This window comes from Microbacterium commune, from assembly GCF_014836945.1.
In the GTDB taxonomy this organism is placed as follows: Bacteria; Actinomycetota; Actinomycetes; order Actinomycetales; family Microbacteriaceae; genus Microbacterium; species Microbacterium commune.
The window spans coordinates 1,018,262-1,031,788 of the sequence record NZ_JACSPX010000001.1 but is presented as its reverse complement, the minus strand read 5'-3'; the positions used below and the strand labels follow the sequence as shown (position 1 = coordinate 1,031,788).

At 70.4% G+C, this 13,527-nt stretch carries 12 protein-coding genes; 6 read left to right on the top strand and 6 right to left on the bottom strand.

The window, feature by feature from the left end:
- Positions 1-8: 8 nt before the first annotated feature.
- Positions 9-1,241, bottom strand: a complete 1,233-nt coding sequence (locus H9633_RS04730; RefSeq protein WP_191712264.1) for an amidohydrolase — start codon at positions 1,239-1,241, stop codon at positions 9-11.
- A 292-nt stretch (positions 1,242-1,533) separates the two neighbouring features.
- On the opposite strand from H9633_RS04730, the gene H9633_RS04725 reads away from it, so the two are divergent.
- Positions 1,534-1,737 (top strand): cold-shock protein, encoded by a 204-nt coding sequence (locus H9633_RS04725; RefSeq protein WP_071643350.1) that lies wholly within the window; start codon positions 1,534-1,536, stop codon positions 1,735-1,737.
- Positions 1,738-1,799: 62 nt separating this feature from the next.
- On the opposite strand, the gene nhaA is transcribed toward H9633_RS04725, so the two are convergent.
- The 5 genes from nhaA to H9633_RS04700 form a co-directional block, all read right to left on the bottom strand.
- A complete protein-coding gene (gene nhaA, locus H9633_RS04720; protein WP_191712263.1) occupies positions 1,800-3,077 on the bottom strand; it encodes a Na+/H+ antiporter NhaA in 1,278 nt (425 codons plus the stop codon).
- Between the two features lie 122 nt (positions 3,078-3,199).
- Entirely contained in the window at positions 3,200-4,660 is a 1,461-nt protein-coding gene (locus tag H9633_RS04715) for an alanine/glycine:cation symporter family protein (protein ID WP_191712262.1), read from the bottom strand.
- A 100-nt stretch (positions 4,661-4,760) separates the two neighbouring features.
- Positions 4,761-5,765: a LacI family DNA-binding transcriptional regulator gene (locus tag H9633_RS04710; RefSeq protein WP_191712261.1), complete on the bottom strand. Its 1,005-nt coding sequence runs from the start codon at positions 5,763-5,765 to the stop codon at positions 4,761-4,763.
- A gap of 30 nt (positions 5,766-5,795) precedes the next feature.
- Complete coding sequence (locus H9633_RS04705; protein ID WP_191712260.1) at positions 5,796-7,469, bottom strand: glycoside hydrolase family 13 protein; 1,674 nt, start codon at positions 7,467-7,469, stop codon at positions 5,796-5,798.
- A gap of 22 nt (positions 7,470-7,491) precedes the next feature.
- On the bottom strand, positions 7,492-8,418 hold the full coding sequence (locus H9633_RS04700; protein ID WP_318247197.1) for a 2-hydroxyacid dehydrogenase: 927 nt from the start codon (positions 8,416-8,418) through the stop codon (positions 7,492-7,494).
- Positions 8,419-8,530: 112 nt separating this feature from the next.
- On the opposite strand from H9633_RS04700, the gene H9633_RS04695 reads away from it, so the two are divergent.
- The 5 genes from H9633_RS04695 to H9633_RS04675 are packed head-to-tail and all read left to right on the top strand — an operon-like array spanning position 8,531 to position 13,495.
- Complete coding sequence (locus H9633_RS04695) at positions 8,531-9,559, top strand: iron-siderophore ABC transporter substrate-binding protein (protein WP_191712259.1); 1,029 nt, start codon at positions 8,531-8,533, stop codon at positions 9,557-9,559.
- Positions 9,560-9,587: 28 nt separating this feature from the next.
- Positions 9,588-10,637 carry a FecCD family ABC transporter permease gene (locus tag H9633_RS04690; protein ID WP_318247196.1) on the top strand — a complete coding sequence of 350 codons (1,050 nt, stop codon included), beginning with the start codon at positions 9,588-9,590 and terminating at the stop codon, positions 10,635-10,637.
- Between the two features lie 47 nt (positions 10,638-10,684).
- The gene (locus H9633_RS04685; protein ID WP_191712934.1) at positions 10,685-11,755 is read left to right on the top strand and encodes a FecCD family ABC transporter permease; all 1,071 of its coding nucleotides are present in this window, start codon (positions 10,685-10,687) and stop codon (positions 11,753-11,755) included.
- The gene (locus H9633_RS04680) at positions 11,752-12,552 is read left to right on the top strand and encodes an ABC transporter ATP-binding protein (RefSeq protein ID WP_071643320.1); all 801 of its coding nucleotides are present in this window, start codon (positions 11,752-11,754) and stop codon (positions 12,550-12,552) included. The genes H9633_RS04685 and H9633_RS04680 overlap by 4 nt, the downstream gene beginning before the upstream one ends.
- Positions 12,542-13,495, top strand: a complete 954-nt coding sequence (locus H9633_RS04675; RefSeq protein ID WP_191712258.1) for a siderophore-interacting protein — start codon at positions 12,542-12,544, stop codon at positions 13,493-13,495. Before H9633_RS04680 ends, H9633_RS04675 begins: the two co-directional genes overlap by 11 nt.
- The last annotated feature ends 32 nt before the right edge of the window (positions 13,496-13,527 follow it).

Sequence of the window (13,527 nt, the reverse complement as noted above, 5' to 3'; positions counted from 1 at the left end):
CCCGCGCCTCAGTCGAGGAACTCCCGGGCCGCCGTGGCCATCGCCGTGACGCCGACCTCGATCGTGGGGTGGATCACCGGGGCGTAGAACGGCGAGTGGTTGGTCGGGACGTCGCTGTCGACGGTGCCGTTCGCCACGGCGTCCGCGTACAGCTGCGGGTCGACCCCGCCCCAGAACCAGAACACCAGGGGCACTCCCGCGTCGCGGGCGAACCACGACACGTCCTCGCTGCCGGTGAACAGCCCCGGATCGATCACCGACTGCTCGCCGAAGACGCCGCGGAAGGCCGAGACGACCCGCTCGGTGGCATCCGCGTCGTTGATCGTGGCCGGCAGTCGGTGCAGGGTCGAGATCTCGGGCTCGCGCTCGGCGCCGGATGCCGTCGCCTCCGCGCGGATGACGCGCTCGACTCTCTCGAGCACCTTCTCGCGCAGCTGCTCGTCGGGGTAGCGCAGGCTGAGCTGCAGGGTGGCATCCGCGGGGATGATGTTGTTCTTGGTGCCGGCGTGGATCGCGCCGACCGTCACGACGGCGAGGTCGCGCGGATCGACCTCCCGCGAGACGACCGTCTGCAGCCGCATGATCGTCGCCGCGGCCATGACGATCGGGTCGATCGTCGAGTGCGGGCGCGACCCGTGGCCGCCACGACCGTGCAGCACGACCTGGATGCCGTCGGAGGCCGACATCTGCGGACCCGGTCGCACGCCGATGGTGCCCGCGGGCAGGGGGGTGACGTGCTGGCCGAGCACCACATCGGGGCGCGGGAAGCGGTCGAGCGCACCGTCATCGAGCATCGCCCTGGCGCCGGCGCCGTACTCCTCGGCGGGCTGGATCACCACCACGACCGTCCCGCTCCACTGGTCGCGCTCGGCGACCAGTCGCTCGACCGCGCCGATCATGGCGGTCACATGCATGTCGTGGCCGCAGGCGTGCATCACCCCGACGGTGCTGCCGCCCGGATCGACACCGGTCGCGGTCGACGCATACGCGAGTCCGGTCTCCTCGACGACGGGCAGCGCGTCCATGTCGGCGCGCAGCCAGACCACGGGGCCGGGCTCGCCCGAGCTCGCCGACGGGTTCGACAGCACACCCACCACGCCGGTGATGCCGACGCCCTCGTGCACCTCGAGCCCGAGCTCGCGCAGATGAGCTGCGGCGATGCCGGCGGTGCGCGTCTCCTGGAACGACAGCTCGGGATGCTTGTGCAGGTCGATGTAGAGGGCTTCGAGGTCGACGGTCATGCGATGAGCCTAGCCCTGGGGTATCCGTCGATCGGGGCGCAGGCCGCCGCCGCGTGCTAGTGTTGTCGTGTCCCTCCGCCGGAGGCTTCACTCTCAACAGCTGAGCGTCTCTCGCTCCAGCCATCACCCCGATCCCGACCCGCGTGTGAGTGCCGCGGATCCGGATCACCCCGATCCCGTCGAGCCATGCGCCCCGCGCCGCTCGGTCGGCATCGTCATATCGTGCACGCCGGACAATTCAGCGTGGCACCCCGGTCGCATCAGCGGCCAGATCAACAGAAAGCAGAAGCACATGGCCACTGGCACTGTGAAATGGTTCAACTCCGAAAAGGGCTTCGGCTTCATCGCTCCCGATGACGGCTCCGACGACCTCTTCGCGCACTTCTCGGCAATCGAGGGCAACGGCTACAAGGAGCTCACCGAGAACCAGAAGGTGGAGTTCGAGCCCGAGCGTGGCCCCAAGGGCATGCAGGCGGCGAAGATCCGCGCGCTCTGATCTGAGCGTCGACAGAACCGGCCGGGACCCACGTGGTTCCCGGCCGGTTCTTTTGCGTCTGGTCAGGTCGCCGCGTTCTTCCGGTAGCGGCGGTTGCGCAGCCCCAGCAGGGCGGATGCCAGCAGCGCGGCGCCCACCGACGCGGTGAGGATCGCCACCTTCGCCTGATCGTGATGCGGGTCCGCGACGTCGAAGCTGAGCTCGGCGACGAGCAGCGAGACCGTGAACCCGATGCCGGCGAGCAGACCCACGCCGATGATGTCGATCCACTGCAGGGATGGATCGAGGTCGATGCGGCGCACTCGGGTGACGGCCCAGGTCGCGAGGGCGATCCCGACGGGCTTGCCCACGATCAGGCCGAGGATGATGCCCAGCACCACCGGGTCGCCGAGCGCCGAGAGCCACCCCTCGGTGCCGCCGACGGCCACGCCGGCTGAGAAGAACGCGAACACCGGCACGGCGATCCCGCTGGAGAGCGGGCGGAACCGATGCTCGAACACCTCGGCGAGGCCGGGGCCGCTCTGCTTCTCGGTCGCCGGCCGGCGGTGCAGCACGGGGATCGTGAAGCCCAGCAGCACACCCGCGATCGTCGCGTGGATGCCGGACGCGTGCACGAGCGCCCAGGCGGCGAAGCCGATCGGCAGCAGGATCAGCCACGCCGCCGACGGGCGCAGGCGGAAGAACTGACGGTACCGCTGCGCGATCAGGCCGTACGCGGTGATCGCGAGCAGCGCCAGCACGAGCGGCATGATCTCGATGGTGTCGGTGTAGAACACCGCGATGATGGCGATCGCGACGAGGTCGTCGACCACGGCGAGAGTCAGCAGGAAGATGCGCAGCGCGCTGGGCAGGTGCGAGCCGATGATGGCCAGCACCGCCACCGCGAACGCGATGTCGGTGGCGGTGGGGATCGCCCACCCTCTCGCCGCACCGGGCGCCCCGCTCGTGACCGCGACGTAGACGAGGGCGGGCACCGCCACACCGCCGAGGGCCGCCACCACCGGCACGACGGCGGTGCTGAAGCGTCGCAGGTCGCCGGCGACGAACTCGCGTTTGAGCTCGAGGCCCACCAGGAAGAAGAAGACTGCGAGCAGACCGTCGGCCGCCCACTGCCCCAGGGTCAGATCCAGATGCCACGGCTCGTAGCCGACCCGCAGATCGCGCAGCGCGAAGTAGCCGTCGGCCCACGGCGAGTTCGCCCACAGTAGTGCGAGAGCGGCGGCGACGACGAGCAGGATGCCGCCCGTGGTCTCGGTGCGGAGGATCTCGCCGATGCGCCGGGACTCGGCGCGGGACGATGTCGGGAACAGCGGGCGCAGGAGAGAGGAGAAGCGCGGCATGCGGGCCTTCCGGGTCGACGGACGATGACGTCGACCAGGCTTCCCGACACTCCTCTTCCACCCTATCCCGCCGCTGAGCCGGCGCTGAGGGCGGATGCCCGGCATCCGCCCTCAGCGCCGGCTCAGCGCCTGCGGCCCGAGACGGGGATCGGCCCGGTGACGCTCAGCTCGTCCTCCCAGCACTGGATGCCGGTCAGCTCGGGCATCCGCTCCCGGGTGAAGACTGGGTCGAGGCCCGCACGACGCTGGTCGAGGTAGTCGCGCAGCAGCTTGAAGGCGACGCCGGAGAGCAGCGCGATGGCGATGAGGTTGACGATCGCCATGATCCCCATGATGCTGTCGGCGGTGTTCCAGATCAGGTCGGCCGAGGCGATCGACCCGAGGAAGACCACGAGCACGACCAGGGCGCGGTAGCCCTGCAGCACCCCGCGGTGGGCGCGGATGAACTCGATGTTGGATTCGCCGTAGTAGTAGTTGCCGAGGATCGAGCTGAACGCGAGCAGGAAGATGATCACGCTCAGGGCCACGTTCGACCAGGAGCCGAGCGAGCTGACCAGCGCGTTCTGGGTGAGCGCGATGCCCTGCTCGGCGTTCGCGAGGTCGGGAGTGGCGACGAGCACGATGAACGCGGTGATCGAGCACACCAGGAACGTGTCGAAGTAGACGCCGAGCGTCTGCACGAGACCCTGTTTGACGGGGTGTGTGACGGCGGCGGTGGCGCCGGCGTTGGGAGCCGAGCCGAGACCCGCCTCGTTCGAGAACATGCCGCGCTTGGCGCCGACCATGATGATCGTGCCCAGGGCGCCGCCGGCGACCTCCTTCGTGCCCCACGCCTGTGTGTAGATGGACGCGAACACCTCGGGCAGCCGCTCGATGTGGATAGCGACGATCACCAGGCCCAGCAGCAGGTACACCAGCGCCATCAGAGGCACGACCTTCGACGACACCGAGGCGATGCGCCGCACGCCGCCGAAGATGACGAGCGCGGTGAGCGTCGCGAGGACCGCGCCGACCACCCACGGGATCCACGCGACGTCGCCGCCGAAGCTGCCCGAGATGGTGGCGCTGATCGTGTTGGCCTGCAGCGAGTTGAACGAGAACGGGAAGCACAGGATGAGGATGACGGCGAACACGATGCCCATCCACCGCGCCTTCAGGCCGTACTGCATGTAGTACGCCGGTCCGCCGCGGAAGCCGTCCTGGTCGCGCACCTTGAACGTCTGGCCGAGCGTCGATTCGATGAAGCTGGATGCGCCGCCGATGAACGCCATCGTCCACATCCAGAACACCGCTCCGGGACCGCCGATCGCGATCGCGGTGCCGACACCGGCGATGTTGCCGACGCCCACCCGGGAGGCCGCCGAGATCGTGAACGCCTGGAAGGCCGACACCGACTGCGGCCTGCCCTCGGCATCCGTCGGGGTGCGGTCGGTGAGCGTGCGGAACATCTCGGGGATCAAGCGGAACTGCACGACACCGGAGCGGAACGTGAAGTAGAGGCCGAGCAGCACCAGGATGGGCAGCACCGCCCAGGACCAGAGCTTGTCGCCGAAGAAGAGCACGAAGTCGTTGAGCGCGTCCATCCGTCCAGTATTCAGTGCCGCGGCGTGGGATCGAGACAGCGCCGAGCGGATCCGGCACACCCGGGGGTCCGGCTCATCTCCCGCCGGATGCGGGCGGATGCTATACGGGTGCGGTCGTGCCGCGCGTGATGAGCTCGTACGGCAGGTCGGCCACGGCCTCGGCATCCGAGGCGCCCTCGAGCTGCGCGAGAATCGCCGACGCCGCCCGCTCGCCCTGCGCGAGCGGGAACTGATCGACCGTCGTCAGCCCGAAGAACTCACCGAGCTCGTGACCGTCGATACCGACGATCGAGAGGTCCTGCGGCACGCGGATGCCGAGGTCGCGGGCGGCGACCAGCGCGCCGATGGCCATCTCGTCCGAGGCGGCGAAGATCGCAGACGGCCGGGGCCCGGTGCCGCCGAGCAGCCGTCTGGCGGCACGGTATCCGCCGTCGACGGTGAAGTCCGCCGGCTCGAAGAGCGCCGGATCCGGGGTGATCCCCGCCTGCGCGAGCGCCTGCTCGAAACCGGACCGGCGGCGCGACGGCACCCGGAAGTCCGCCTCGAACTCGGCTGCTGCGCCGATGTGTGCGATGTCGCGGTGCCCCAACGCGATCAGATGCTCGGTGGCCAGGCAGGCGAGCGCGGTCTGATCGAGCGAGAGCGTGCGCAGGCCGGGGTTCGGGCCGCCGATGCCGATCACCGGCAGGCCCAGCCCCTGCAGCTGCGAGGTCTCGTGCTCGTCGAGCTCGATGGCGACGGCGATCACGGCATCGACGCGCTGGCGCCGCAGAAAGGTCGAGAAGACCTCGCGGCGCACGACGGCATCGGCCGTGATGTTGTACAGCGTGACGTCGTAGCCGGCGCGCATCAGTGCGCTGGTCGCGCCGGAGAGCACGGTGCTGAAGAACCAGCGGTCGAGAAAGGGCACGATGACCCCGACGTTCTGCGTGCGACCGGATGCCAGGCTCGACGCCCGCGACGACACGACGTATCCGAGGGAGTCTGCCGCGGAACGCACGCGCTCTCGCGCGCGCTCCGACACGTGCCCGCGCCCGCTGAGCGCGCGCGAGACGGTCGCCGTCGACACCCCAGCGAGCCTTGCGACCTCGTCGATGCTCACCACATCGTCAGCCTATCCCGGCTGACCATCCGCTCAGCCGCGGGTGAACCAGGCGGCCGTGTTCGGCGGCAGCGCGGTGCCGGTGAACGGCTCGCTCTGCACGACGAAGGTGACGTCATCGCCGAGCTCGATCGGCTCGGCGCCGAGGTTCGCGACGACGTGCAGCTCGCCGCGGCGGAAGGCGACAGCAGAGTCGGCCACGTCGTCCCAGACGAGCGAGCCGCTGCCCAGGCGGCGCGCCGCGCGCTCGCTGAGCAGCTTCTTGTAGAGGTTCAGCGTCGAATCCGGCTGGCGCTCCTCGGTATCGCGCGCGAAGTGCGCCCACTCCGCGGGCTGCGGCAGCCACGAGGCGCCGGTGTCGTTGAATCCGAACGCGGGGCCCTCGGCCGTCCACGGCAGCGGAACGCGGCATCCGTCGCGACCGTAGCGCTCGCCGTTCGTGCGGAACCACGTCGGGTCCTGTCGGAACTCGTCGGGGATCTCCATCGCCTCGGGAAGGCCGAGCTCCTCGCCCTGGTAGACGTACGCCGAGCCGGGCAGCGAGAGCATCACGGTGGTCGCCGCGCGGCCGCGGGACAGGCCGATGGCCGGGTCGGGCTTGCCCTGCGAGTTCGGGCCGATGCCGTCGCCCTGCGGGCTGTCGGCGGTCAGCGCGAGACGCGAGGCGTGCCGGATCACGTCGTGGTTCGACAGCACCCAGGTGCTGGGTGCGCCCACCGCTCCGAACGCGTCGAGCGATTCGCGGATGACGAGGCGCAGCTCCTGGGCATCCCACGGCGTCATCAGGTAGGGGAAGTTGAAGGTCTGGTGCATCTCGTCGGGACGCACCCAGAGCGCGGTCTTCTTCAGCGTCGGCAGCCAGGCCTCACCGCACAGCGCGCGGTCGCCGTCGTACTCGGCGAGCACGCGGTTCCAGTCGCGGTAGATGTCGTGCACCTCGTCCTGGCCCCAGTACGGCACGTTCTCCTCGCCGCCGCCCATCGAGTCGGCGTCGGCGACGGGGGCGTAGTCCGGCAGCCCCGCCTCCTTCATCATCCCGTGCGCCACGTCGACGCGGAATCCGTCGACGCCACGGTCGAGCCAGAAGCGCAGGATGCTGCGGAACTCCTCGCGCACCTCCTCGTTGGTCCAGTCGAAGTCGGGCTGCGTCGCATCGAAGATGTGCAGGTACCACTGGCCCGGAGTGCCGTCGGGCTCGGTCACGCGCTCCCACATGCCGCCGCCGAACACGCTCTCCCAGTTGTTCGGGGGCAGCTCGCCGTTCTCGCCGCGTCCGTCGCGGAACACGTAGCGGGCCCGCTCGGGGCTGCCGGGCGCGGCCTTCAGTGCCTCCTGGAACCACACGTGCTGGTCGGAGGAGTGGTTGGGCACGAGATCGACGATCACCCGGATGCCCCGGGCGTGCGCCTCGTTCAGCATGACGTCGAAGTCGGCCAGGGTGCCGAACAGCGGGTCGACGTCGCGGTAGTCGGCGACGTCGTAGCCGGCGTCCTTCTGCGGGCTGGTCATGAACGGGCTCAGCCAGATGGCGTCGATGCCGAGGCTCTTCAGGTCGTCGAGCCGGCTGGTGATGCCGGGCAGGTCGCCGATGCCGTCGCCGGACGCGTCGGCGAACGACCGGGGGTAGATCTGATAGATGACGGCGGTGCGCCACCACTCGGAACCGGGGGCTGCCATCTGCTCACGCTGCTGTTCACGTTGTGCCATGAGCCCAGGCTACTGCAAGCGCTTACATCACGATGTTCACGGGCGGCTCTCCCGCCAGCATCCGGTCGATCTGACGCCGGATCAGTCGCGCGATGCGCGGGTTCATCGCCGTCGAGGCGCCGCCGCCGTGCGGGGTGATCAGCAGGTTCGGGGCGCTCCAGAGCGGATGCCCTGAGGGCAGCGGCTCCTCTTCGAAGACGTCGGATGCCGCGCGCATCGCATCGGCGCTGAGCGCGTCGACGAGGGCGTCGGTGTCGATCAGCGGCCCGCGACCGACGTTGACCAGCAGAGCGCCCTTCGCCATGCGCGCGATCCGTTCGCCGTCGAAGAGATGATGTGTGGAGTCGCTGGCCGGCAGGCTCAGCACCACGATCTCGGCATCCGGCAGCAGTGCGTCGAGTTCGTCCAGACCGTGCACGGCGATCTCGCCGACACCCTCGACCTGCTCGGTGCGCGCGGTGCGCGCGACCGCGGTCAGTTCGACCTCGAACGGCGCCAGGCGCCGGGCGATCGCCGTGCCAACGCCGCCGAAGCCGACCAGCAGTACGCGCCGGTCGGCGAGGCTCTCGGTGAAGACCGGCGCCCACTCGCCGCGGTCCTGCGCGCGCACGAACCGGGGCAGCTGCCGCTGCGCGGCGATCATCATCCCCACCGCGAGCTCGGCGGTCGATGCCTCGTGCACGCTCGCGGCGTTCGCGAACGGGATACCGGAGGGCAGTGCCTCCGCGACACCGTCGTACCCGATCGACTGGCCCTGCACGAGCCCGACCTGGAGTCCCTCGAGCGCCGTGAGCACCCGGCTGCCGCCCATGTACGGCGGCACGACGATGTCGATGCGGTCGGCCGGCGCGGGGGAGCGCAAGTCCCAGATGCGCAGCTCGACCCCGTCGGGAAGCGCGCCCAGGTTCGCGGCGAGACGCTCGGTCGGCACGGTCACGAGAAGGCTCACGCTACGACCCTACCGGCGTGCGCCCCGCAGGGTTCGCGTGCTACCTTAGGCAAGCCTTACCAAAGTGCGCACCGGGTCTCGGTGACGCCGCCACCCACCTGAAGGAACGCCCGTGCGATCTTCCCGTCTCCTCGCCCTCGCCGCCGCAGCAGCCCTTGCCGTCGGTCTCGCCGGCTGCGCCTCCGCAGCCGATGACAGCTCCGATGACTCGAACGCCTCCACCGGTTCGTCCGGCGAGTCGTTCCCCGTCACCGTCGAGCACGCCTTCGGCGAGACCGTGATCGACGCCAAGCCCGAGCGGGTCGCCACCGTCGCCTGGGCAAACCACGAGGTGCCCCTGGCGCTCGGCATCGTCCCGGTCGGCATGAGCAAGGCCACCTGGGGAGACGACGACAACGACGGCATCCTGCCCTGGGTCGAGGAGAAGCTCGACGAGCTCGGCGGCGAGCCGCCGGTCCTGTTCGACGAGACCGACGGGATCGACTACGAGGCCGTCGCCGACACCGCCCCCGACGTGATCCTCGCCGCGTACTCCGGGCTCACGCAGGAGGAGTACGACACGCTGTCGAAGATCGCTCCCGTCGTCGCCTACCCCGAGGTCGCGTGGGGCACCTCGGTCGAGGACATGATCGAGATGAACTCCGAGGCGCTCGGCCTCGAGAAGGAGGGCGACGCCCTCATCGAGCAGCTCGACGCCGACGCGGAGGCCGCGCTCGCCGAACATCCGGCGCTGAAGGACGCGAAGGTGCTGTTCGGCTACTTCGACATGAGCGACCTGTCGAAGATCGGCTACTACACCGCCGCCGACACCCGCCCCGGCTACCTGCACGAGCTCGGCCTGCCGCTGCCGCGGATCGTCGAGGACAGCGCAGACAGCGACCAGTTCTACCTCGAGGTGTCGGCAGAGGAGGCGCAGCGGTTCGACGACGTCGACCTGTTCGTCACCTACGGCGACGACTCCACCGTGGCCACCCTGCAGGCCGATCCGCTGCTGTCGAAGATCCCCGCAATCGCCGAGGGGCGCATCGCGATCCTGCCCGACGCGACGCCGATCGCCGCATCCGCCAACCCGTCGCCGCTGTCGATCCCGTGGGGCCTGAACGACTACTTCGACATCCTCGCCGCGCCGCTGGCGAAGTAAGTCCCTTCCGCTTGCGGAGACCCCGTTCGTGACCTCCACCACCACCGCCGCATCAGCACCGGCCGCCGCGCACCTGCGCCGGCCGGTGCTGGCGCGCGCAATGTGGCTGATGGCGGGCGTCGCGGCGCTGGTCGTGCTCAGCATCCTGTCGATCTCGTTCGGCGTGCGGGCGGTGACGATCGACGATCTGCTCGCCGCGCTGTCGGGGCAGAACGAGACGATCGAGCAGGCCGCGATCATCAAGCGGATGCCGCGCACCGCGCTGGCCCTGCTGATCGGCGCCGCGCTCGCCATGGCGGGCGCGGCCATGCAGGCCGTCACCCGCAACCCGATCGCCGAACCCGGCATCCTCGGCGTCTCCAACGGCGCCTCCCTCGCCGTGGTCGTCGGCATCGCCTCGTTCGGGCTGAGCGACCCGTTCGGGCAGATGGCCTTCGCGATCTCGGGCGCCGCGGTGGCGGCGGTCTTCGTGTACGCGGTCGGCTCGCTGGGCCGTGGCGGTGCCACCCCGCTCAAGCTCGCCCTCGCGGGTGCGGCGACCTCGGCCGCCTTCGCCTCGCTGATCAGCGCGATCATGCTGCCGCGGGTCGATCTACTGCAGACGTTCCAGTCGTGGCAGGTGGGCGGCGTCGGCGGTGCGGAATGGCCGCGCATCGCGGTCACCGCGCCCGTGCTGGCGCTCGGCGCTCTCATCTGCCTGCTGAGCGCACGGGGGATGAACTCGCTCGCGCTCGGTGACGACATGGCCAGGGGTCTCGGCGAGAACGTCGCCCGCACGCGGATGCTCGCAGCGCTCGGCGCCGTGATCCTCGCCGGCGCCGCCACCGCGATCGCCGGCCCGATCGGCTTCGTCGGTCTGGTCGTGCCGCACGTGTGCCGGATGCTGATCGGCACCGACCATCGCTGGCTGATGCCGTTCTCGGCGATGGCGGGAGCGGTGCTGCTGACCGCGAGCGACGTCATCGGCCGGGTGATCGCCCCGTCCGGGGAGGAGATCCAGGTCGGCATCATCACGGCGATCGTCGGTGCGCCCTTCTTCATCTGGATCGTGCGCAGGCAGAAGGTGCGCGAGCTGTGAGCACACGCGAGCGCACGGCAGGCGCACATGCCCCGATAGAGACCAGCATCCCGACCACGCACACGCTCGAGCGGCCGGCCGACACCGGCGCGCAGCGCGTCGTGCGCATCATCGCCGGCCGCCGCGCGCGCCACCGTCGCCACGCCGTCGCCACGATCCTGCTGGGCGCTCTGGTGTGCGTGCTCTTCGCTGTCGCGCTCATGGTCGGCGACCGGTTCTACAGCCCCGATCAGATCGTGCGGGTCGTGCTCGGCGAATCGGTGCCGGGGGCCTCGTTCACTGTGGGCGAGCTGCGGCTGCCCCGGGCCGTGCTGGCGGTGCTGACCGGGCTCGGCTTCGGGATGGCCGGCGTGACGTTCCAGACGCTGCTGCGCAATCCGCTCGCCTCGCCCGACATCATCGGCATCTCGCACGGCGCCGGTGCCGCGGCGGTGATCGGCATCATCGTGCTCTCACTCGACGGCCCGGCGGTGTCGCTGCTCGCACTCGGCGGCGCGCTCGCCACGGCCGCGCTGATCTACGCCCTCTCGATCAGAGGCGGCTTCGCGGGCACCCGACTGATCCTCATCGGCATCGGGGTCGCCGCGGTGCTGCAGAGCGTGATCTCGTACCTTCTCTCGCGCGCGGCGAGCTGGGACATCCAGACCGCCATGCAGTGGCTCAGCGGCAGCCTCAACAACGCCTCGTGGGAGCGCGTGCTGCCGATCGCGATCGCCGCCGCGATCGTGATGCCGTTGATGCTGTCGCAGGGGCGCTCGCTCGGTGCCATGCAGCTGGGCGACGACTCCGCCGCCGGCCTCGGGGTGCGCGTCAACGCGACGCGCATGCTGTTCATCCTCGGGGCGGTCGCGCTGCTCGCCTTCGCCACCGCCGCCGCCGGACCCATCGCCTTCGCCGCGTTCATGGCGGGGCCGATCGCCGCGCGCATCACCGGCCCCGGCGCGAACCTGCTGCTGCCCAGCGCCTTCGTCGGCGCGGCGCTCGTGCTCGGCAGCGACCTGCTCGCCCAGTTCGCCCTCGGTGCCCGCTATCCGGTCGGAGTCGTCACCGGCGTGCTCGGCGCGCCCTTCCTCATCTACCTGCTGATCCGCACCAACCGCTCGGGAGGCTCCCTGTGACCGCGGCGCACACTCTCGCGGCCGAATCCGTCACGCTCGCGTACGGCGACCGCACGGTGATCGAGGGGCTCGATCTGTCGATCGCGCCCGGCCGGATCACCTCGATCGTCGGGGCGAACGGATGCGGCAAGTCGACGCTGCTACGGGCGCTGGCGCGCCTGCTCAGCCCCGCCGGGGGCCAGATCGTGCTCGACGGCGCATCCGTGCACGCCCGCCCGTCGAAAGAGGTCGCCCGCGTTCTCGGGCTGCTGCCGCAGTCGCCCGTCGCGCCCGAGGGGATCGCAGTGGCCGACCTCGTGGGTCGGGGGCGACACCCGCATCAGCGGATGCTCGCGCGCTGGAGCGCACAGGACTACGCGGTCGTCGCCGATGCGCTCGACGCGACCGGCATCAGCGAACTCGCCGATCGCAGCGTGGACGAGCTCTCCGGCGGTCAACGGCAGCGGGTGTGGATCGCGATGGCGCTCGCGCAGCAGACCGACATCCTGCTGCTCGACGAGCCGACCACGTTCCTCGACGTCGCCCACCAGGTCGAGGTGCTCGATCTGCTCACCGACCTGAGCGGCTCGCGCGGCACCACCATCGTGATGGTGCTGCACGACCTCAACCTCGCCGCCCGGTACAGCGACGAGCTGGTGGCCATGAAAGACGGCCGGGTGCACGCCGTCGGCGCCCCGGAAGAGATCGTCACCGCAGAACTCGTCCAGGAGGTCTTCGGCCTCGCCAATCAGATCACCGTCGACCCCGTCTCGGGCAAACCGATGGTCACGCCCATCGGGAGGCATCATGTCCGCTGACACCACCACGAAGACCCGGCCCACCTACCTGCTGGCGCTCGCCGAGGTGCGCGCCGTCGAGCGCGTCTCGCCGAACTTCGTGCGGATCACCTTCGGCGGGGACGACCTCGACGAGCTCGGCACCCCCGGCGACACGTACGACTCGCGGATCAAGCTGATCTTCCCGCCCCGACCGGATGCCGTGCCTCCGATCGACCGAGACGGTGACGACTGGTGGGGGTCGTACCTGGCGGTTCCCGAAGACGAGCGAGGGTCGATGCGCACGTACTCGGTGCGCGAGCTGGCGGTGACGGACGCGGGCACCGAGATCGTCGTCGACTTCGTGCTGCACCTGAGCCCCGGCCTCACCGGCCCCGCCTCGCGGTGGGCGGCCGACGCACGCGTGGGGCAGCCGATCTTCGTCGTGGGCCCGCGCCGCGGGGTGTCGGCCCGGGAGCACGGCGGCGCGGAGTTCGCGCCCGGCGAAGCGCGCTCTGTGCTGCTCGCCGGCGACGAGACGGCGGCGCCGGCGATCGCGCGCATCCTCGAGGACGCCCCGCGCGACCTGCGCGGCACCGCGTTCATCGAGGTGCCCGAGCCGGCCGACGTGCTCGAGATCGCCGCACCCGCAGGCGTGGAGATCACCTGGCTGCCCCGCGCCGACGGCGACGCGCACGGATCGGCGCTCATCCCGGCGGTGCTCAGCCACCTCGGCGACGCGCACACGCACGTCGACGTGCGCGATGTCGAGACCGAGGATCTTCTCTGGGAGACCCCGGCGTACTCCAGCCTCGGTGAGCAGATCGCCGCGACCCACGCGCCCGCCGACCGGTACTTCTGGATCGCCGGTGAGAGCGGAGTGGTGACGACGCTGCGCCGTCACCTGGTCAAGGACATCGGGGTCGACCGTGCCCAGGTGGCGTTCATGGGCTACTGGCGCCACGGTGTCGCGATGCGCGGCTGAACGGCCTCGAACGCCACGGCACCCGGGAGTAG

Bases quoted from the DNA above. Each gene is read 5' to 3' on its own strand.
- H9633_RS04730 (WP_191712264.1), bottom strand. From the start codon at position 1,241: ATGACCGTCGACCTCGAAGCCCTCTACATCGACCTGCACAAGCATCCC.
- H9633_RS04725 (WP_071643350.1), top strand. From the start codon at position 1,534: ATGGCCACTGGCACTGTGAAATGGTTCAACTCCGAAAAGGGCTTCGGC.
- nhaA (WP_191712263.1), bottom strand. From the start codon at position 3,077: ATGCCGCGCTTCTCCTCTCTCCTGCGCCCGCTGTTCCCGACATCGTCC.
- H9633_RS04715 (WP_191712262.1), bottom strand. From the start codon at position 4,660: ATGGACGCGCTCAACGACTTCGTGCTCTTCTTCGGCGACAAGCTCTGG.
- H9633_RS04705 (WP_191712260.1), bottom strand. From the start codon at position 7,469: ATGGCACAACGTGAACAGCAGCGTGAGCAGATGGCAGCCCCCGGTTCC.
- H9633_RS04675 (WP_191712258.1), top strand. From the start codon at position 12,542: ATGTCCGCTGACACCACCACGAAGACCCGGCCCACCTACCTGCTGGCG.